13 protein-coding genes, 2 pseudogenes and 1 CRISPR repeat array are annotated in these 20,267 nt (G+C 59.0%); of the genes and pseudogenes, 9 read left to right on the top strand and 6 right to left on the bottom strand.

Annotated elements, in window-relative coordinates; all coding sequences use genetic code 11:
• Positions 1–36: 36 nt before the first annotated feature.
• Positions 37–1,221 carry an NAD(P)/FAD-dependent oxidoreductase gene (locus tag ACVWYZ_RS10900; protein WP_457467061.1) on the bottom strand — a complete coding sequence of 395 codons (1,185 nt, stop codon included), beginning with the start codon at positions 1,219–1,221 and terminating at the stop codon, positions 37–39.
• 217 nt (positions 1,222–1,438) lie between these two features.
• On the opposite strand from ACVWYZ_RS10900, the gene ACVWYZ_RS10895 reads away from it, so the two are divergent.
• The gene (locus ACVWYZ_RS10895; RefSeq protein ID WP_414409253.1) at positions 1,439–2,317 is read left to right on the top strand and encodes a mechanosensitive ion channel family protein; all 879 of its coding nucleotides are present in this window, start codon (positions 1,439–1,441) and stop codon (positions 2,315–2,317) included.
• Between the two features lie 6 nt (positions 2,318–2,323).
• Here ACVWYZ_RS10895 and ACVWYZ_RS10890 read toward each other — a convergent pair whose 3' ends face one another.
• The 3 genes from ACVWYZ_RS10890 to hisG all read right to left on the bottom strand — a co-directional run bounded on the left by ACVWYZ_RS10890 (position 2,324) and on the right by hisG (position 4,866).
• Positions 2,324–3,166 (bottom strand): class I SAM-dependent methyltransferase, encoded by an 843-nt coding sequence (locus tag ACVWYZ_RS10890; RefSeq protein ID WP_414358263.1) that lies wholly within the window; start codon positions 3,164–3,166, stop codon positions 2,324–2,326.
• A gap of 89 nt (positions 3,167–3,255) precedes the next feature.
• Positions 3,256–4,050: a photosystem II manganese-stabilizing polypeptide gene (locus ACVWYZ_RS10885; protein ID WP_457467060.1), complete on the bottom strand. Its 795-nt coding sequence runs from the start codon at positions 4,048–4,050 to the stop codon at positions 3,256–3,258.
• 108 nt (positions 4,051–4,158) lie between these two features.
• Positions 4,159–4,866 carry an ATP phosphoribosyltransferase gene (hisG, locus tag ACVWYZ_RS10880; protein WP_457467059.1) on the bottom strand — a complete coding sequence of 236 codons (708 nt, stop codon included), beginning with the start codon at positions 4,864–4,866 and terminating at the stop codon, positions 4,159–4,161.
• A 494-nt stretch (positions 4,867–5,360) separates the two neighbouring features.
• Here hisG and tnpA point away from each other — a divergent pair.
• Positions 5,361–5,795 (top strand): annotated as a pseudogene (gene tnpA / locus ACVWYZ_RS10875) (IS200/IS605 family transposase).
• Positions 5,796–5,855: 60 nt separating this feature from the next.
• Here the strand turns inward: tnpA and ACVWYZ_RS10870 are convergent.
• Complete coding sequence (locus tag ACVWYZ_RS10870; protein WP_011433534.1) at positions 5,856–6,140, bottom strand: YggT family protein; 285 nt, start codon at positions 6,138–6,140, stop codon at positions 5,856–5,858.
• A gap of 233 nt (positions 6,141–6,373) precedes the next feature.
• On the opposite strand from ACVWYZ_RS10870, the gene ACVWYZ_RS10865 reads away from it, so the two are divergent.
• The 6 genes from ACVWYZ_RS10865 to ACVWYZ_RS10840 all read left to right on the top strand — a co-directional run bounded on the left by ACVWYZ_RS10865 (position 6,374) and on the right by ACVWYZ_RS10840 (position 17,539).
• A complete protein-coding gene (locus ACVWYZ_RS10865) occupies positions 6,374–7,516 on the top strand; it encodes a response regulator (protein WP_457467058.1) in 1,143 nt (380 codons plus the stop codon).
• Between the two features lie 188 nt (positions 7,517–7,704).
• Positions 7,705–8,082, top strand: a complete 378-nt coding sequence (locus ACVWYZ_RS10860; RefSeq protein ID WP_414328794.1) for a response regulator — start codon at positions 7,705–7,707, stop codon at positions 8,080–8,082.
• A complete protein-coding gene (locus tag ACVWYZ_RS10855) occupies positions 8,079–8,444 on the top strand; it encodes a response regulator transcription factor (protein WP_011433531.1) in 366 nt (121 codons plus the stop codon). Before ACVWYZ_RS10860 ends, ACVWYZ_RS10855 begins: the two co-directional genes overlap by 4 nt.
• A gap of 115 nt (positions 8,445–8,559) precedes the next feature.
• Entirely contained in the window at positions 8,560–9,078 is a 519-nt protein-coding gene (locus ACVWYZ_RS10850) for a CheW domain-containing protein (protein WP_457467057.1), read from the top strand.
• Positions 9,079–9,380: 302 nt separating this feature from the next.
• Complete coding sequence (locus tag ACVWYZ_RS10845) at positions 9,381–11,894, top strand: methyl-accepting chemotaxis protein (RefSeq protein ID WP_457467056.1); 2,514 nt, start codon at positions 9,381–9,383, stop codon at positions 11,892–11,894.
• Positions 11,895–12,082: 188 nt separating this feature from the next.
• Entirely contained in the window at positions 12,083–17,539 is a 5,457-nt protein-coding gene (locus tag ACVWYZ_RS10840) for a response regulator (protein ID WP_457467055.1), read from the top strand.
• Positions 17,540–17,580: 41 nt separating this feature from the next.
• Here the strand turns inward: ACVWYZ_RS10840 and upp are convergent, their stop codons facing one another.
• The gene (gene upp, locus ACVWYZ_RS10835) at positions 17,581–18,216 is read right to left on the bottom strand and encodes a uracil phosphoribosyltransferase (protein WP_414355913.1); all 636 of its coding nucleotides are present in this window, start codon (positions 18,214–18,216) and stop codon (positions 17,581–17,583) included.
• A gap of 113 nt (positions 18,217–18,329) precedes the next feature.
• On the opposite strand from upp, the pseudogene ACVWYZ_RS10830 reads away from it, so the two are divergent.
• Positions 18,330–18,983 (top strand): annotated as a pseudogene (locus ACVWYZ_RS10830) (metallophosphoesterase family protein); the annotation flags it as partial.
• Positions 18,984–19,423: 440 nt separating this feature from the next.
• A CRISPR array of direct repeats spans positions 19,424–20,208; the repeat unit is 36 nt; unit sequence GTTTCCAATTTCTAGGGATCCCCCCGAAGGGGGAAC.
• Positions 20,209–20,267 lie beyond the last annotated feature (59 nt).

The raw sequence follows: 20,267 nt of genomic DNA, 5'->3' as shown, positions 1-20,267 counted from the left end.
CTTGCTCGGCGAGGAGCATCGAGAGCAGGCAAGGCATCAACTCCAAACCTGGGCAAACCGCCCCGGCGATAGAGCAGGGATCCATTCATCCGCCTGTCCATAGGCTTGTTGGGCGAAGCGACGGGCCAAAGCGGGCACGATGGGCAGGGGGTTGCTGAAGCCGGAAAACAGTTGCAAGCCTTCCCAACCGGGCAGGGATCCGACCAGAGGCTGGTGATCGGCGCTAAAGGCCACCAAGCAGTGATACCACCGTCCGGGCAGGTGGGCCAACTTGGGCAGGTAGCGACCAGCCTGTTCCCGGATCTGGGCTTCGCTGGCGGCTGCATCCACCTCGGCATGGGGATCTGTCAATACCCGGCTGATCTGGCCCATGCGAATGCTGCCATCCACAAATTGCAGGATCCCGGCATCCAAAATCGGCGGGCCAAGCTCGTGCCCCGGCTCGTCCCAGAGGGGATCCCGATCGGGATGGGCGGCTTGCCGCTCCAGTTCCAAGCGTTGCACAGGCGCGCTCATCACCAGCGCTCTCAATTGCAAATCCGAGGGCTCCAGCTCCAGGGATTCGGCATGGGTGAAGTAGATGGGCACCCGGATCCCCGCTTGGCGCAACAAAGCCCGCGTCCAGCCGCCGGCACACACCACCACCTGGCCTGCTCCATAGCAGTTGGCTCCAGCCTCTACGCCCGTGATACGCGCTTCCTGCCGCCGCAGGGCCGTTGCTGTTGTGATCAAGAGGGATCCCCCCAATCGTTGAAAGGCTGTTTGAAAGGCCAGCGCCGTCAACAAGGGGTTGATGTGGCCATGCCGAGCCCAGAGGACTACTTCCAGAGCGGCCGGATCCAGCAGCGGCTCCAGCTCGCAGGCTGCCGCCACCGAAATCCGCCGGGGTGGGATGCGACAGTCGGCCAGATCCGCCTCGACAGCCTCCACATCACAGCCGGGGGCAATGGGCATGAGCAGATCCAGCTCGCGAAATTGAATATCTGCCTCCAGCTCTTCTGACAGGGTGCGGTAGCGTTGGATCCCTTCTTCCCCCAAAGCTTTGAGCATCGGCGTTTTGCCCGCCCAATGGGCCAAGCCCCCGTAGCTGTAGCGGGTTGCCCCCTTCAGCACCGCTTCTTTCTCCACGAGGAGAACGGATCCCCCCTGGCGGGCCAGCTCATAGCTCAGAGCTGCCCCGGTAATCCCGCCACCGATCACGATCCAGTCGTAGTTGGCCATCGCTTCCCTCGTTGCCCTGAACCTCATCTTGCGGCAAAGTGGCTCCGTTCAGGGTAGCAAGCGCAGCAGAACCTAAGCCTGCACCGGTGGCCGATACTGGCTGAAGAGGAACTCGCAAAGGGCTTCTTTGAGTCCAGATTGAGAGTCTCCTCGGGTTCAGAGTCTGCCAAAGTCCATTTGTGTTCATCGTAGCCAATTGCATAGCAAGGATGAGGGTATGAACGAACTACTTCAAACCATCAACCGCAGTCTCCTGGAGATGGTGGGGCGAGGCATTGAGCTGTTGCCGGGCTTTTTGATCGCCGCAGTCATCCTCTGGGCTACCCGCTATGGCGTTCGAGCCGTGCGGCGTCTGGTAGGATCCGCAGCCAATCGGTGGATCCCCAGCCCTTCCCTGCAAATGCTGCTGGTGCAGATCGGCCAAGTGGGCGCCTGGGTGGTCGGGATCCTCGCGGCCAGCGTGGTGGCTTTCCCGGATCTGCGCTTGGGTGACCTCATCGGGCTACTGGGGTTAGGGTCGGTAGCCATTGGTTTTGCTTTTCAAGACATTTTCAAGAACTTCTTGGCGGGTGTGCTGCTGCTTTTGAACGAGCCTTTTCAACTCAACGACCAAATTATCGTCGGAGAATTCGAAGGCACCGTTGAAGAAATCAGCATTCGCTCCACCCAGATTCGCACCTATCAGGGGGAGCGCGTGGTCATTCCCAATGCTATTGTGTTTACCAGCCCGATCACGGTCTTGACCGATCGCCCCTTCCGCCGTACCGATCTGGAAATTGGCCTCGACTACAATACACCTCTGCCCAAAGCTCTGGAGGTGCTGCGGGAAGCCATGCAGGGGGTCGAGGGGGTGCTGGCGGATCCCCCCTTTGAGTTGGACATTGTGGGGTTCGGAGACAGTTCCATTGATTTTGTGGTGCGCTACTGGACTCGGCCCCGCAAGCCGGAGGTGCGGCGCGTCCGCACTCAGGTGATGATGGCTCTCAAACAGGCCTGCGACCGAGCCGGATTGGTCATCCCCTACCCGATTCGCACCGTTTACGTGTTCGACCAGCACGATTTTCAGGATCACATCCCTAATCCCAAGGTCGCCTAGGGATCCCTACCAGCGGGCCAGCAGCATCTGAAATCGGCTCTCCCCCAGCAGAATTGCCTTGGGATCGGGATAAGTCTCGCCAAACCAAGCTCGCAAGCGGGCAATGGCCGCCTGGAAGATCTCCTCTGGGATCGGCCAGGAGCTGCTGTAGCAGCGCTGAGCGTACAGATCAAACAAAGCTTGGGCAGCGATGGCCGTCTGCCACTCTGCCGCTGTCCTCTGTTCCACATGAGCCCCTTGAGACTGCAACAACGCTTCCACCTGCTCGGCATCGGCTCCAACCTGTTGGGATTCAAATCCCAGCTCTGCCAGAATGCCTGTCCACCGGGCCTCGAACGAGTGGCGGGCGCTCATCACCCGCTCTCCATAGCCGTAGAGGTAGACCCCACCTGGCTTGAGCACGCGACGGATCTCGCCAATCGCCTGCTGCCACTCGCGGATCAAGTGCAACACATGCACCGTGATCACCGCATCAAAACACTGCTCCCTAAAAGGCAGGTTGGTGGCATCGGCCATCTGCAAATGAACCTGTGGTGGCATTTGGCCCAGACTTTGTTGAATTTTGTGCCGCAAGACGGCCAGCATGCGCTCGGAAATGTCGATGCCGGAATAGGAATAGCCGCGACGGATCAGCGGCAAGGCAATGCGTCCTGTCCCAATGCCCACCTCGAGAAAGTGGGTCTCAGGGGTGGCTTCCACCGCGGCCAAGATTGCATCGGCGATCGCTTCATCTACGCCGGGAGGAAAGCTGCGGGTGGCATCGTAAAAATCGGCGGCCCGATCAAAACAGACGCTGTGGGATCCCACCATCGCTGCACACTTCCCCAACGGGCAAACCCAGACAGACATAGTATCAACAGAAATAGGCAGGGATCGCCGGGATCTCTGCCCATCTCAAGCCCGAAATTGGATCTCTTCTCGGCTTTCCTCAAGCCTCTTCAAGACTCCTGCGCCAGGCGAGCGTAAAACAAGCCTTGAACGCGAACAGTGTGGGGTTCCATCGCCCCTTGCTCGGTGCTGGAAGGCTGAATGCTAACAAAGGATCCCGCCATCTCCCCGGTGCTGGGATCCACGCGAGCGATCCGCAGGGACATTTTCCCCTGGGAAACCTCGTCCACCTTGCGGTTGGTGGCAAAATCATCTTTGGCAGCCTGTAGACCTACCGCAGTGTCGTAGCCGGTGTTGGATCCCCGCCCGCGCGGGTCGAGGAAGGTGCTGCTGTGGTAGCCGGGCACCAAGAACTCCCCTTCAAAATCCGTCGAAGGGTCAATGGCAGATCCCCGCGCAGTGGCGACCAAGTCCTTCACGCTAAACAGAAACGGCACCAGCTCGCGGCGAGGCATTTGGCCGGTGGTCGGCTGAAAGGTGATCCCATCCACCACTTTGAGCTCCAGCACGCCGTCTTTGGGAGTCACCTCGGCTTTAATCGGCCCCAGAGTGGCCGCTGAGATCATGATGTTTTTGGCCTTGATGAACTCTTTCTCGCCGTTCCGCTTTTCCTCTTCCACCTCAATTTGCACCGGCTGGAAGCAGACATCCGTCAGCTTCAGGGATCCCCCCCTAGGCACTTCGATACGGCCCCGGGCGTTGTCCGAGACCGAAGGGCAAATGGCGGCCTTGCCGGTGTTGCGGATCTGGTCATAGGTCAGCGGCGCCTTGGCAGCCTTAGCCGGAACAGCAAAGACGCTCAAACAAAGCGCCAACAGGATGGCGAGCAGTGGACGGTACCGCATAATCAACCTCGAAAAACCTTTTTTGAATCTGAACGCTGCTGGGGGAAATAAGCCCGAATGCCCCCATTGTACGCAATCGTGATCCCCCTCAGAGGAAGTGCCTCAAAATTAGCCACCCACCAACAGGGATCCCAGCCAGCGTTCCCGAATCTGGGTGACCAGCTCGCGGATAGGCTGTTGGTTGACACGGTAGCTGATGGGATGGGCAATCAGGCGAGCTGTACTCTCGAATAGGCAGTCTCGCTCGACCAGGCCGTTTTCCCTCAGGGTGCGCCCTGTGGCTACCAAGTCGACGATGGCATCGGCCATGCCGGTGAGGGGGGCCAACTCCACCGAACCATAGAGAGAGATAAGCTCCACCGGCAAATCCAGGCGGTCAAAATACTCCCGGGCGCAGCCGACAAACTTAGAAGCCACGCGGGCATGAGCAGGCAACTGAGCTGCCGAGTGGTAGGGGCTATCTTGGGGAAGGGCCACCGACATGCGACAGTGGCCAAATTGGAGATCCAACAGGTGGGCCACCCGCGCTTCGGTGCCGGCATAGCGCTCCCGCAAGACGTCGTAGCCGACAATGCCCAACTGCGCCTGCCCGTACTCCACGTACACCGGCACATCGTGAGTGCGCACCAGCAGCGCTTCGTAGCGTTGTCCGTTCAGCCGGGTGGGGGATTCAATCCGCAGCAGGCGATTGCCGGGATCCAAAAAACGACTAAAATCGATCCCCACCTGCTGCAGACATTGAATGGCCTCAGGCAGCAGGGCCCCCTTGGCCAGAGCAATCGTGATGGGTGGGCTGTCGGGACGGCCATCCAGCATTTTTTCAGCATCTACATCTACATCTGACCTTGATCTGATCTTGGGCCGGAAGTAATTGGTATGAACAAACACAAGAATCTCGGGATCCCCGCCTGCCGAGTGGACTCCTGGTAGAGACGGGTTAGAACGAGGGGCCTAGGGGGAAACATCAGCGAGAATGCCCAGAGACAGGCCGGCAGCAAGCGGGCTCTCCCAGAAAAGCAAGCCCCCTTGATTGTAAGGGATCGGAATCCCGGCAGCGATTCCCCAGCCTCTTGAAAGCCCCACCGGTTCTCCAGAATGCCTGGGATGTTGACATACTCCCCTGCCTAAAGGCAGGGGATCCTTGACGCTTCACAGACCGATGCCAGCAAGCTGGTCTTACTAGGACTCCGTCCCGCTGGCGCGAACAGTCTCCACCTCCGTTTTAGAGTCGGGCGCTCGCCTTGGCGGCGCGGAGCGCTTTGCCCCATCCCGACTTGCTCGATATTTTCAGAAGCCACCTCATCCCGGTCATGGACTGCTCCACAACCATCGCAGACCACCACCCGAGTGGCAAAGACCGCAACAGCGTTTCCAGCTTGCAAGCGCACTTGGTGTTTGTCACCCAATACAAACGCAGGATACTAAGGTTTGGACTTAATTGCGGCAGCATTTAAGAGCGTTGCCCAATCGATGGATTTTGGGATTTTAGAGTTTAACGGTGGAGCAGACCATGTTCATCTTTTGATTTTCTACCCACCTAAGTGGTCTTTTTCCAGATGGTTAACGCCCTCAAGGGAGTCTCCAGCCGCAGGTACGGGCAGGCTAAGTTTCCCAAGCCCTACGGCAAAACCGCCTTGTGGAGTCCTAGCTACTTTGCATCAGGTGTGGGTGGTGCTCCCCTGCAAGTCTTAGTTGCCTACATTCAGAACCAAGAAGAGCCGCCCTGTCGCGTCAGCAGGCCCTAGGCCTTAAGGGCGGGGTTTTAGACCCAGTTTTCTGATAAAAGACTGTTAACACAAACGCTCTCAGTGCAGGGCCATTGTCAGCAGCCCCTGCTGCCCCAGCAACACCTCCCGCAACAGGGTAACCAGGCCCACCCAAACCACAGGGGCCATGTCCACACCTCCCAGAGGCGGGATCAGGCGGCGGGTCGGGCGTAACAGAAACTCCGTCAGGCCGACCACCAGCGAGTAGGGCAACCGAGAAGTATCCAGTTGCGGATACCACGACAGAAAGATGCGCAGCACAAACAGGAGGGTGTAGAGCGCCAACAGCGGGCCAAGCACCCAAGAGGTGAGAATTGGCAGCATAGGTTACTCAAAGAACAGGTTTACTGGTGGCAGTTCTCTCCATTCTGCTCTAATTGGGAGGGTCTGCTGGAGTCCAGAGATACCTCGGGGAATGCAGGCGCTCGGCCCAAGTCAAACCCCAACTTTTTTAAACTTTAACCCTCTTCCCGAAAATGGCCTTACCGGCGGGGCAGCAACGGTTAAAGACTAGCGTCATAATGGACGTATCTTGCTGGACTGCAGGCAGGGATCCCATGCAAGGAAAACTACAAGAGATCGATATCCGCAGCATCCTTCAGCTCATCGAGCTGGGCCAGCGCACCGGTGAGCTTTTTGTAGAGGCCAGCCCCTCTGTCTACTGGTTTGTCTTCTTCCTGAATGGGCGGATTATCTACGCCTCTGAAACGGAAGGGAACATTGCCCGCCTCAGAGACTATCTGCACCGCTTCAAGCTGGAAGCCGCCCTGGAGGAAATTCAAATTCCCCACAAAGCCGCGGTCAACGCCCCCGAATACAACCGCCTCTGGTCTTTGCTGGAAAGCCACAAGCTCAACCCCAACCAGGGCAAGCAAATCCTGCTGGGCATGGTGCGGGAAGTCCTCTTCGACCTGCTCAGCCTCCACCAGGGTTCCTTCATTTTTGAGGCCGGATCCCCCCTGGCCCCCCAGTTGACCACCTTCCCCGTCACCCCCCTGCTCACCGAGATCGTAGCCCAAGTGCAGGAGTGGAAAAAACTGCACCCCTACATCCAAGCTCCCAACCAAGCTCCCACCATCGTCAACCCCCTGCCGCTCCAGCAAAACCTGCCCGCCCCCGTCTTCAAAGCCCTGAGCGAGTGGTCAGACGGCAAAACCAGCATTCGCCAGATGGGTCGCTACCTGGGTCGAGACACCCTGGCGGTGGCCAAGGCCATCTATCCCTACGTCCGCCAAGGGGCCATTCAACTGTCCGAGCCCGTCTTGATCGCGGAGCCCAAGCCCAGCCGTCCCCTCAAACCCAGCGATAAGCCCATCCACATCCTTTGCATCGACGACTCCATGGCCATCCAAAAAACCGTAGAGTTCATCCTGCAAAACGAGGGCTACCAGGTCACCACTATCGGCAATCCTCTCAAAGCCTTGGGACAGGTGTTTCTCCTCAACCCAGATATGATCCTCTGTGATGTGGCCATGCCCAAATTGGATGGGTATGAGCTGTGCGCCATGTTGCGCAAATCCAGCCAGTTCCGCGAAACCCCCATGATTATGCTGACCGGCAAGGATGGTTTTACCGACCGGATTAAGGCCCGCATGGCCGGAGCGAACGAATTTTTGAGCAAACCCTTTGCGGAAAAGGAGTTGTTGACCATTGTCGAATCCTACGTGGGCCCTCCCCCCAAACGGGGCGGTGGCGAATAGGCGTTGGGGTAGCCAAAATGTTGGCACAGAAGACTATAGGCGAAGTACTGGACAGAAGAGTGGCCTCACCGAAACAATAGGGGTAGCATGGCCGGCCCGGAGCCAGGGAGCCAGGTGAGGTTACAAGAGCAAACCTCAGTCAAAGCAGGCCGACGGTTGCGCGGGAGTGCAAAAGGAGCAAGACGGCGATGAGCAAAGTGCTGGTGGTGGATGACAACCGTACCTACCTGGAGACCATTTCCAGCTTGCTTTCCGAGAACGGTTTGGAAGTCTCCACAGCAACAGACGGCGTAGAGGCAATGGAGTGCATTCGCCAGCAGAAGCCTGATGTGGTGGTGCTGGATATTGTCATGCCGCGCATGAACGGCTACGAGGTATGCCGGGAAGTGAAGGGGGATGAAAGTACCAAACACATTCGCATCGTCATGTGTTCCACCAAAGACCAGACCTTTGATATCGAGTGGGCCAGGCGCAACCAGGCGGATGCCTATGTAACCAAGCCCTTTAAGCCCCAAGAGCTCCTGGCGACCATCAAACATCAATTGCGGGAGATGAATCGGAAATGAGTCGCGTTTTGGTGGTGGAAGATAGCCAATCCCAGCGGGAGATGATCAGCAAGCTGCTGCAGGAAAACGGCTTCGAGGTGATGACTGTGGAAGACGGGGTGGAGGCCGTAGAGGCGGTGAAGCAAAACAAACCCGACCTGATCGTGCTGGACATCGTCATGCCGCGCATGAACGGCTATGAGGTGTGCCGTCTTCTCAAGGCCGACCCTCTCACCCAAAAAACGCCCATCGTCATGTGTTCTTCCAAGGGCGAAGAATTTGACCGCTACTGGGGGATCCGCCAGGGAGCGGATGCCTACATTGCCAAGCCTTTCCAGCCCCAGGAACTGGTGGGTACGATTAAGCAATTACTGAGAGGCTGAGAGCTGCCCCTTCTGCTTCCACGCCTTTCGGTAGGTCCTGAGAACGACTCTGCGTTTTAAGCAGGGAGGGGGGCGGGATCAACAGTCCACAAGACTATCCATGCGGGGGAGCATCATGCTGGGGGATCTGGATTTATTGATGGGGGATGAGACCCAAGAGTTGCGGGAGATGGAGGCTCCCGAAGGTGAGCTATTCCTAAAGTTCAAGATTGCCACCGGGGAGGAATTTGCGCTGCCAGCGGTATCGGTTGTGGAGGTGATGAGCATTGGCCCAGAGAAAATCACCCCCATGCCCAATGTGGCCCCAGTTTTGCTGGGCACGCTGAATTTGCGGGGCGAGATCATCTGGGTTGCAGACCTGGGGCAATTTTTGGGGATCAGCCCGCCCCTGAACATCGACCGAGCCGAGATTCCTGTGGTGGCCGTGATGGATCAACAGGATTTGCTCATGGGCTTGGCTGTGGATTTAATTGTAGGCATGGAGTGGCTGAAGACTGAATTGGTGCGGCCTGCCCTCACGGCTCCTGAGTCCATGGCTCCTTTTTTGCGAGGGGAATGGGTGGTGCCCGGAACGGGATCGCGCTTGCCCTTGCTGGATCAGTCGGCCATTCTGAGATCCCATCGTTGGGGTTGACAAGCGGCCCCCTGTGAGTTCGGCGAGAGGAAAGTGTATAGTTCCTATCAAAGATCCAAGCTGACTCCATTCACAATGGGGAAAGCTGGACTGATGCTATCCCCTGCTGATGCGTAAGGGTGAGATTGCATAGTGGCCAAACCTTGAGAGGGCGGCAGAAAAGTGCATTCTTGACCGAATGGGGGCAGAAGGAGAGATAGCCTGCATCTATTATTCTAAGAGGTTCTGAGGTGTTGGGGGCGTTCCGTTTGCATCTGTGTTGAAGCGTGAACAGAGGTAGCCAAGCAGTGAAGGGAGGATCCATGGTTCCGAGCGCGAACAGTCAGAGAGACTACACCGATGCGGTGGCCGCCTTTTGGCAGGGAGACTACGTCCAGGCGGTGCGGTTGTTCAACCAAGTGGCTGCTGCTCAACCGCAAGATACTGCTGTCAAGCTGCTGCTGGCTTCAGCACAAAAACAAGCTGGGCAGTTGTTGGAAGCTCGCCAAACCTACAACACCATTTTACAAACAGCCAGTGATCCCGATGAGCTGGAGTCGGCCCGGAAGGGTCTAGAAGAGCTGTTGCAAATGGCACCGGAGCTGGCGGACATTTCCGATTCCCCAAGAGCGGACGAGTTTCGCCCTCAAGATGAGTTTGCACCTGGGTCGGATGCCTTTTCGGAAGAGGCTTTCCCTGCTGCCGATCCCTTCTTGCAGTTCGAGGGGATGGGGGAAGAGGAGGCGGATCCCTTCGCTCAAGATCCGTTTCCGCTGGAGGCGGACAGCCTTAGCGGCGATGGCGAAGTCTTCATGGGAGAAGAGAGATTTGGGGATCCCTTTGAGACCGGCCTGCAAATGCCGGGAGCTGATCCATTGGGTTCATCTTACCAGATGCCAACCCATTCTCGGGTAACACCACCGGCCACCTCGCGACGGGTAGGCTCGGAAGAGGGCGGGCCTCAAACCGATCCGGTGGTCGAAGATGACTTTGCCTTCCTCAACGAGTTCGATCGAGAGCATCTGGAAGCCCTAGAAGGCGACTCCGACTCCATTACGCAGTTGGCCGGCGATGCCGATTTTCCCGATGAGATGGGCTTCTCCCTGCCCGGTCTTGAGGAAGAGGAAGGGGGATCCCTGGAAGAAAGCCTGCCGACCGAATTGGCTGCCCCCATGAGTGAGCCGATCCCTGCCCCCGATGAAGATACTGCCAGTCCCGGCTCTGCCCTCTTCGAGCTTGACGAGCTAGACAGCTTGGATCGCGAACTTGCCGGCATGGATGGCGGTGAGCCGGTGGGTGCCTTCCGCCCAGATGAGGGGGCGACCGGGGGGATGAGCCCAATGGCGGAGACCGGCAGCGGAGCGGCCCAAGTTCTGCAGCCTCAACGTCTGCCCACGGCCTCACTCCCCATCCCCAGTGCAGGCGAACAAGGGGCAAGAACCTCTGCCGGGATCGCCAACCGACCGATTGCGGATCGGCAATTGGCCATAGCGCTTATCCAAGGAGCTGTGAGTTTGGCTGCCGGCTTGGCGATTGGCCTTGGGATCCCGGCCAATGGGGGAGCTCGCTTGATTGCCGGGGTGATTGGAGGTGGGGTGATCGGCACAGGAGCAGGGGTTATCCTTGGAGCCGGCAGTGCCAAACAAGTTCGCTCCACCGCCCAAGAGCTGGCCAGTCATTTTGCCGCCTTGGCTCAGGGGAATTATTCAGTACGAGCCACAGTCAACACCCACGATGAGCTGGGGCGCTTGGCCGACAGCTTTAACCAGATGGCGGCTGCCATCGAAGCCAACTTCACCGAACTGAACCAGCGGGCTGCCGAGCAAGGGCAAGCTAAGGAAGACCTACAGCGCCAGGTGATTCGCCTGCTGGACGACGTGGAAGGAGCTGCCCGTGGAGACCTGACGGTGCGGGCAGAGGTGACTGCCGACGTGCTAGGGGCTGTGGCCGACTCCTTTAACCTGACCATTCGCAGTCTGCGAGACATTGTCAGCCAGGTGAAGCGGGCTGCTGCCGCCGTGAACGATGCCGCCTTGCAGAACGAGGACTTTGCCCGCAGCCTCTCTGCCGATGCTTTGCGCCAGGCGGAGGAGATCTCCAACTCCCTCAACTCCATTCAGGAGATGACGGACTCCATTCAACAGGTGGCCAGCAACGCCCGCGAAGCGGCCAACGTGACCGCCCAGGCCACAGAAGCAGCCGCTCGAGGCGGAGAAGCTGTGGATCGCACGGTGAGTGGCATCCTGGAGATCCGCGAAACCGTGGCAGAAACCACCCGCAAAGTGAAGCGATTGGCGGAATCCTCGCAGGAAATTTCCAAAATCGTGGCTTTGATCTCTCAAATTGCCTCTCGCACCAACCTGCTTGCCCTGAACGCCAGTATCGAGGCGGCCCGAGCCGGGGAATCGGGACGGGGTTTTGCCATTGTGGCCGACGAAGTGCGACAACTGGCCGACCGAGCCGCCAAAGCCTCGAAGGAGATCGAGCAGATCGTGTTGCAGATTCAATCGGAAACCGGCAACGTGATGACGGCTATGGAAGAAGGCACCCAACTGGTGATCGAGGGGACGCGGCGGGCCGAGCAGGCCAAGAACAGCCTGGACGAGATTATCGAGGTCAGTCGCCGGATCGACGAGTTGGTGCGGGCGATCTCTCAGGCCACCGTGCAACAAACGGAAACCTCTCGCTCTGTGGCGCAGGTGATGCAATCGGTGGAGTTGACCGCCAACGAGACTTCTAAAGAGGCGCAGAAGGTGGCAACTTCGCTACAACAGTTGGTGAGCATTGCCCGTGAGCTGCAAACTTCTGTCGGTCGGTTCCGGGTTGGGGATGAATGAGCAAATTTGCTGTTTTGAGGGCATTCTAGGGGCAAGGATCCCCATGAAGGAGAAGTCCCCGCTCTTCAATGGCAGTGGGATCCCCCTGTTGCAACTGTTGGCCGGACTTTTCGCCCAGGCGAGCCTCACCCTGTCCGGTCTGTTATTACTGAATGAAAACTTGTGGGCTGTAGGAAGGGCCTCCTGCCATGAATGAAGAAGCACAGAAGCGGATCCTCAGTTATTTCATCGAAGAAGCCCGCGACCACTTGGCAACGATTGAACAAGTGCTCCTCAGCCTGCGGGACAGCATGAGCGATCCCGAGCTGATCAACGAGCTGTTCCGAGCTGCTCACTCCATCAAGGGGGGAGCTGCCATGCTGGGCCTCACCAGCATCCAACGGACGGCCCACCGCATGGAAGATTTTTTCAACATCTTTCGCTCTCGCCCAGGCGGAGTGCCCGTCGATCAGCACCTGGAAACCCTGCTGCTGCGGGCCTTTGATGGGCTTTCGATGTTGTTGGAGGAGCTGCAGAGCCCCCGCGGCCTCACCCAGGAAGTCAGCAACACCACCCTGGCGGAACTGGAGCCGGTTTTTCAAGAGACCGAAAGGCACATTCAAAATCTTCTTGGCGAGGGCACTGTCTCAGCTCCCGTCTCGCCGCCGGCGGTTCGCACCCTGCAGCAGGACATGGCGGAGGTGGTGCCGCAGCAGTTGCGCCAGATGCTGGAGCTGTTTAAACAACGGGATCAGGCAGATGTCCGAAAGCGTTTGGTGGCGGCGAACGCCGTTCTCAAGGAGATCGGGCAAGTCCATCATCTGGCGGGCTGGCAACAGTTGACGGAAACCTTCGAGCAAGCCCTGGGCAACCCCGATGCCGACCTGCGAACTTTGGCTTTGGTTGCCTTGCGGGATTTGAAGCAAGGGCAGCAGCTTATCTTGGCCGGCAAGCCTGAGCAGGTTGCCCCTTCTTCAGAATTGCAACAATTGGCTCGCCCTGCCGCCCCTCCTGCCCCGCCGGATCCCCTTGAGGTGGTGGTGCATCAGCAGATCCCGGCCTTGTTGCGCCAGATGTTGGAACTCTTCAAACGTCCCGACGACCCAGCCACTCGACCGGCCCTGCAAGCGTTGGCGCAATCTTTGCAGGATTTGGGGCAATCCTCGGCTCTGGAACTGGGGGGCTGGACAGATTTGACCCGCTTGATCGGCGAGATTTTGGCGGATCCCGGCCAGGATTTGCGACAACTGGCCCTGCCGGTGCTGCGAGATCTGAAGCAAGCGCACCAAGCTCTGGCCGGCGGAGCGGCAAACACCATCCGACCCTCGGCTGAGTTGCTGGCTTTCCGCCCTGTTCCGGCAGCCCCTGAAGAGCCAGAAGTCCCTGAGCCCTTCGAGCTTGGTCTGGCTTGGGGGTCTGAGGCAGAGCCGTCATTCCCAGAACCTGGGGGTGCCCCAGAGGATTGGGCTGCGGCTGCTGGGATCCCTGCGGAGGAAAGCGCTGCCCCCGATCTGAGCTGGGAAGCGGTAACCCTCGCTGAGACATCCTTTCAAGAGGATGAGCCCGGAGCTGCCCTGTCGCCGGAGCAGGAGAGCGCAGAGGCAAGCGGAGATCTGGCGGCGGAACAGCCCTCATCCCTTTGGGAAGTGGGCACTGCTGAGGACTCCGTCCCGCTGGCGGGAACAGATTCAGAGCACCGATCTGCTCCCGCGGAAGAGGGGGATCTGGATCTGAGTTGGCCAGGGATCCGAGCCGAAGCGGCTTGGGAGGAAGACTGGAGGACAGCTGCCGTGCCGGCAGAAAGCCCAGAAGAGGACGGGCAGGGAGCTGACTTGGCCTCTGTTGCGGACGACTTCGGTCGCGTTAGCGGAGCGGAGCTCTATGCCACCCCCTTGGATCTGGAGGAAGAAGCCACCTCGGCCTTTGACGAGCTGTTCGCCAACGCAGAAGCGCTATCCGATATTGAAGAATTCCCAACGGAGCTGATCCCCTCCTCTCCTGAGCCCCTCTTGCAGACCTTTGAGGATCTGAGCCCAAGGTTGGACGAGGAGAGAGCCGAGGCAGATCTAGCGGAGCTGTTTGCCGAAGTGGTGAGTGAAGAGACAGAGGGGTTTGTCTCTGCTGAGCTCGCCTGGGATGCTGGACAGGAGCCGACTGACCGGAGCGCTGCTGCGGACATGAGCGAGGGATCCGGCTTTGTCCCAGACGAAGCCGCAAGTGCCGGGGTAGAGGCCCTATTTGAGCTGGAGGAACTTCCCGTAGAGAGTGCTTTCCGGCAGGAAGGGTCTCAGCTTCCGGACTTGGAGGCCGTTCCCGCTGGTGAGCCGGAGGCCGATCCTTGGGCGGCTGAACCGTCCCCACCCCTTCAGGAAGCCCTTGAGGACGGGGAAATCGCAGCAGACCTTTGGGCTGAATTTTCCGCGGATATCCAGCCGGAGGATTTTTCCATCCCAGCAGATTATCTGGCAGAGTCGGGATCCGACGAGGTGGGATCCTTAGAGTCCGCTGACTCTGCTGCCTTCGATACTGCCGAAGACAGCCTGGAGAGCTTTTTTTCCACCCCTGCGGCAGAAGCCGATCCGGCTTGGTCGATGCCGGAAGCAAGTGAACCTTCCGTATTTTTGGATCCCTCTTTTGGCCCATCCCTGGACATCGCTGAGGCTGATGCTGCCGAAGCTGAGCAACTGGGGGATCTCTTTATCGGCGAACCCTTCCCCACGTCGCCCGACATGGCCAATGAGCCGAGGGAATCGCCAATTCCAGACTTCGGAGCCGAGCTGAGCCTAGGGGATCTCTTCGCCGGCGAGACCCTCGAGGAGGCGTCCGATGGGGACTCCATCCCCCTGACCCAATCAGCAGCTGGGGACACAGCAGAAGCCCAAGAGTGGGCGCTTCTGGAGAATCTGTTCCCGGTGCAGGAGGAGTCTTTCGCGGAGCTGCAACCCACGGCTGAGGAGACAGCCACCCCTTCCCCGGAGATCTCCTTCGACCGCCTCGATGCCCTATTCACCCAGGAATCCGACCCAGAAGAACTGAGCCTGGGGGCCAGGGGATCCCTCTCGGCCATGGATAGCGACAGCCAGGTGGATCTGGATGAGTTGAGCCAGTTCTTTGCAGAAGGGGAAGCGCCCCAAGAAGAACCCCCCTTGGATCTTGCCACCTTCCTGGAGGACACAGAAGCTTTGCAAGCGAGCAGCCTGGCGGAAGTGCCCGTGTCTGAGCCAGAGCCGCCGGTTGCCGCACTGGAGGAAGAAAATGCCCTCCAGCCTGCGGAGGACGATCTGGAAAGCCAGTTGGCCAGCCTGTTTGCAGAGGATGAATCCTTAGCCGTTCCTGTTGGCGAGGCCGAGACCCCAGAGGAAGAGGCGCTGGAAGCTGCTCCGGCTCCCCGTTTGGACGATTTGGCCGCCCTCTTCGACGCTGCCGAGCCGGCGGTAACCCCTGAGCTAGAAAAGGCTATCGCCCCCCTTGTGGGATCCCCTGCAGCCGCGAGCGGCGAGGCTGCTGACGACTTTGCAGCCCAGCTGGAATCGCTCCTGGGCGATCTCGAGGTTCCTGCCCAAGCACCTGCTGCGGAGCCAGCACCTTCGCCGCCAGTTGCCGCTGCTGCTCCAGCAACCCCCACCCCAGCAGCAGCTGCCCCGGCGGCAACTGGGCCGACTTCACGGCGAACTGCTGCCCTCAGCAACCCCGTGATGCGGGTGGAGGTGCGCCACCTCGACTCCATCAACAACCTGGTGGGAGAGTTGGTGGTCATCCGCAACAGCATGGAGCAAAACCAAACCCGTCTGCGCCAGTTTCTGGATGGCCTGTTGGGCCGTGTGCAACAGCTAGGGGATCTGGGCCAGCGCATGCGGGATCAGTATGACCGCTCCTTGCTGGAATCGGCTTTGTTCTCCAGCCGCAGCGGCTCAGCCTATGGCGGCACGGTGACGGTGGGCTTCGGTCGAAATGGCGAGGGATCCACCCGAGGCAGGCGCGGCCATTCCTCCGGCCAAGAGTTCGACAAGCTGGAGATGGACCAGTTTACGGCCTTCCACGCTCTGGCCCAGGAGATCATTGAGCTCATCGTGCGGGTGCGCGAGTCCTCCTCCGACATCGAGTTTGCCGTGGATGAGGCAGAGCAGATTACCCGCCAATTTCGCCAGGTGACCACCCAACTGCAAGAGGGCCTGAACCGGGCGCGCATGGTGCCCTTCTCGCAAGTTGCCGACCGCTTGCCCCGCGCCATTCGGGATCTCTCCATCAAAACGGGCAAGCAGGCCAGCCTGGTGGTGGAGGGACGCGACACCCTTATCGACAAGGCCATCCTGGAGGAGCTCTATGACCCGATGACCCACCTGGTGAACAACGCCCTGGTACACGGGATCGAGCCCCCTGAGGAGCGTCGCCGGGCGGGCAAACCCCCTGAGGGCAAGATCGTCGTCAAAGCCTTCTATCAGGGCAACCAGACGATCATCATCGTCTCGGACGACGGCGCCGGGATCCCGGTGGAGAAGGTCAAGGCCAAGGCCCAAAGGTTGGGGCTGCTGGCGGAACAAGCCGACGAAGACGAAGTGTTCAACGTTCTCTTCCACCCCGGCTTCAGTGTTCGCGAGGCCAGCGAGGTGGACGATCTGGCCGGGCGGGGGGTTGGCTTGGATGTGGTGCGCCGCAACATCACCGATCTGCGCGGCAGCATTCAAGTGGATTCTGCGCGGGGCAAAGGAACCACCTTTACCATCCGCCTCCCCCTCACCCTGAGCATTTCCAAGGCCATGGTGTGTGTCAGCGACAAAGCCCTGATCGCCTTCCCCCTGGATGGCGTGGAGGAGATGCTGGATGTTCCTGCCGACGAAGTTCAGCCGGATGAGCAGGGGCGGCCCTCGATTCTCTGGCGGGATCAGCGCCTTCCCTTCCAGCCCCTCTCAAATCTGCTGGCCTACAGCCGCAGCCACAGCCGCAGCCGTTCCGAGGTGTACAGCATCACCCAGGATGAGGGCATTATTCCCATTGTCATCCTGCAAAGTGCCGGCCAGTATGTTGCCCTGCAGGTGGACAGCTTTGTGGAAGAGCAGGAAATCGTGATCAAGCAACTGCGCGGGCCTGTGCCCAAGCCGCCGGGCATTTCTGGGGCAACGGTGTTGGGGAACGGGCGGGTGCTGCCGATTGCCGACATCATCGAGCTGGTGGACATAGCCCACGGTCGCCGTCGGGATCTCAACCGCTTCTGGCTGGATCACCGGGATGAGGAGCCGACCCCGGAAGAGGTGCGTCAGACCACGGTGCTGATCGTGGACGACTCGATTACCGTTCGGGAGCTGCTCTCAATGTCTTTCCAGAAGGTGGGCTACCGGGTGGAACAGGCGCGGGATGGCCAGGATGCCTGGGAAAAGCTGCGCGGCGGCCTGCCCTGCGACCTTATCTTCTGCGACATCGAGATGCCGCGCATGGACGGCCTAGAGCTGCTCACCCGCCTGCGAGAAGACAGCAACTTCAAGCATCTTCCGGTTGCCATGCTCACCTCGCGGGGGGCAGAACGGCACCGGCAAACAGCACGGGAACTGGGAGCAACTGCCTACTTCACCAAGCCCTATCTGGAAGAAGAGCTGCTCAGCGCTGCTGCCCGCATGCTGCGAGGAGAACAGTTGTTGGCGCCTAACCCAACTTCCCAATCACAACAGTAGTGCAGTTCTGGACGGGGTGCTGTAGGCATGGCACTCTTGTATCAGCGGGTGCCGAACAGGCGATCCCCTGCATCTCCCAGGCCGGGGATGATGTACCCGTGCTCGTCTAGGCCATCGTCTACAGCAGCGGTATAAATCGGCACATCCGGGTTCTGTTTGTGGAAATATCGGATCCCTTCTGGGGCGGCCACCAGGCAAATGAAGCGGATCGACTTGGGTCGAGTTTGGCGTAGGCGTGCCACAGCCGCTGCTGCCGAATGGCCGGTGGCCAACATCGGATCCACCACCAGCACCTCACGATCCTCGATATCGGTGGGCACCTTGAAGTAGTACTCGATGGGGATCAGGGTATGGGGATCCCGATACAAGCCGATATGCCCCACCCGTGCTGATGGGATCAGCTCCAGCATGCCGTCGAGGAGCCCTTGGCCGGCCCGCAGGATCGAGACCAGCACCAGCTTTTTCTCTGCCGCCAACATCGGCGCCAACATTGGGGCCATCGGGGTTTGAATGGGCTGCAGCTTGAGGGGCAAATCGCGGGTCACCTCGTAGGCCATCAAGAGGCTGATCTCCCGCATCAGCGCCCGGAAGTCGGCGGTTGTGGTTTCAACACGGCGCATGAGGCTGAGCTTGTGCTGTACCAGAGGGTGATCGATGGTAATCACCTGGGCCGCCATGCTGTGCTCCTGAGATAAAGGGATCCCGTGATGGATGCCAGAATAGCAGAAGCGCTTGTCCCCCCGGTGGGCCGAAGGCTCTATCTGCTTGCTGTTGTCAAGGGGAGTAATCCGTGCAGATCCGCTTTGCTGTGGTGAGCGATCCCCACGTCGCCCTCCCTTCCACCCTTTGGGATCACCCCAGCCGATTTCACCTGGTAGAGGTGAGCATCCCGGCTCTGGAACAGGTTTTGCAGCATCTGGTGCAGTTGCCTCTGGATTTTCTGCTGTTGCCGGGGGATCTGACCCAGCATGGGGAGCCGGAAAACCATGCATGGCTGGCAGAGCGGCTGGCTCGACTGCCCTTTCCGGCTTTTGTGGTGCCCGGCAACCACGATGTGCCCCAGCCCGAGGCCAGCGGGCGCTCTATTGGTTTGGCGGATTTTCCCCGCTACTACCGAGCTTTTGGCTACGAGGATGGGCAGTCTTTGGATTACAGCCGGGTTCTGCGGCCAGGGATCCGTTTGATCGGCCTCAATTCCAACCATTTTGATGCTCAGGGTCAATTGGTAGGGTGTCTAACCCCAGAACAACTGACCTGGCTGGAGAAAGAATTGGCGGCAGCCGAGGAAGAGCTGGTGCTGCTGATGGTGCACCATAATGTGGTCGAGCATCTGCGCGGCCAGTCTCTCCATCCCTGGGGGCGTCGCTACATGCTGGAGAATGCCTCTCAGTTGCGGCGGCTGCTGCAAGCTTATGGGGTGCAACTGGTGTTCACCGGACATCTGCACATCCAGCACATCGCCCGACGAGGGGGGGTTTACGACATTACCACCGGCTCTTTGGTCAGCTTTCCCCACCCCTACCGCCTTGTCGAGATCCGGTCGGATCGAGAGACCGGAATCCAAGTCCATATCCAGAGCTACCGGGTGGGATCCCTGCCCGATTGGCCCGATTTGCAAGCGTTCTCCCGGGAGTGGATGGCCCAGCGCAGCGAACCAGCGGTGGTTAAGTTTTTAACCTCCGCACCGCTGAATTTGCCTTTGGAACAGGCACAAGCCTTGGCCCCACAATTGCGCTACTTTTGGGCAGCGGTGGCTGCCGGGGATCCAGACCTCACTTTCCCAGACTTTCCCCAGCCAGCAGGCCGATTTCTGGAGCGTTTCAGCCGTTGCTTTCGCTGCCCGCCTGATAACCAGGCCCAGTTTCGTTTGACTTCGATTTTCTCTTTTCCAGTTTCTAAGGATCCCCCCGAAGGGGGAACAATCACAGAGAGAATTTTGAAGCCGTTAGGACTTATTGGAAAGGTTTCCAATTTCTAGGGATCCCCCCGAAGGGGGAACAGTTCAAGGCTTAGTGTGGCCCAGATGATTGCGGAAACAAAGAGGTTTCCAATTTCTAGGGATCCCCCCGAAGGGGGAACAGTTCAACGTCCCCTTTGGAAAGTACAAGATTGTTGTCTGTTTCCAATTTCTAGGGATCCCCCCGAAGGGGGAACTAACCAAGTACCACTACAGTCCATACCACAAAGGTGACTTGTTTCCAATTTCTAGGGATCCCCCCGAAGGGGGAACTTTTTCAGGAGGGCTGGCGTAGTTTTGGAGGTAACGGTTTCCAATTTCTAGGGATCCCCCCGAAGGGGGAACAAAAGACACCCAGGATTTTCCCTGGGTGTTCTTTCTAGTTTCCAATTTCTAGGGATCCCCCCGAAGGGGGAACAACCATTAAACGTGCGCCGCACCAGGATGGGTCTGGGTTTCCAATTTCTAGGGATCCCCCCGAAGGGGGAACTATGAACCCGCTCCCCTTTCCACCGTTTTCCACACATGTTTCCAATTTCTAGGGATCCCCCCGAAAGGGGAACCGATCTGCAATCATAGCAGCTTTGGCTTCGCACATTTCTCTGTTTCCAATTTCTAGGGATCCCCCCGAAAGGGGAACAGCCAAATTTGTGGAATGCATACCCACACGACAAAGGTTTCCAATTTCTAGGGATCCCCCCGAAAGGGGAACCGATCTGCAATCATAGCAGCTTTGGCTTCGCACATTTCTCTGTTTCCAATTTCTAGGGA

Source organism: Thermostichus sp. MS-CIW-37 (assembly GCF_054060065.1).
Note: the sequence above shows the minus strand (reverse complement) of the source record. Positions and strands in the feature narration are given on the sequence as shown.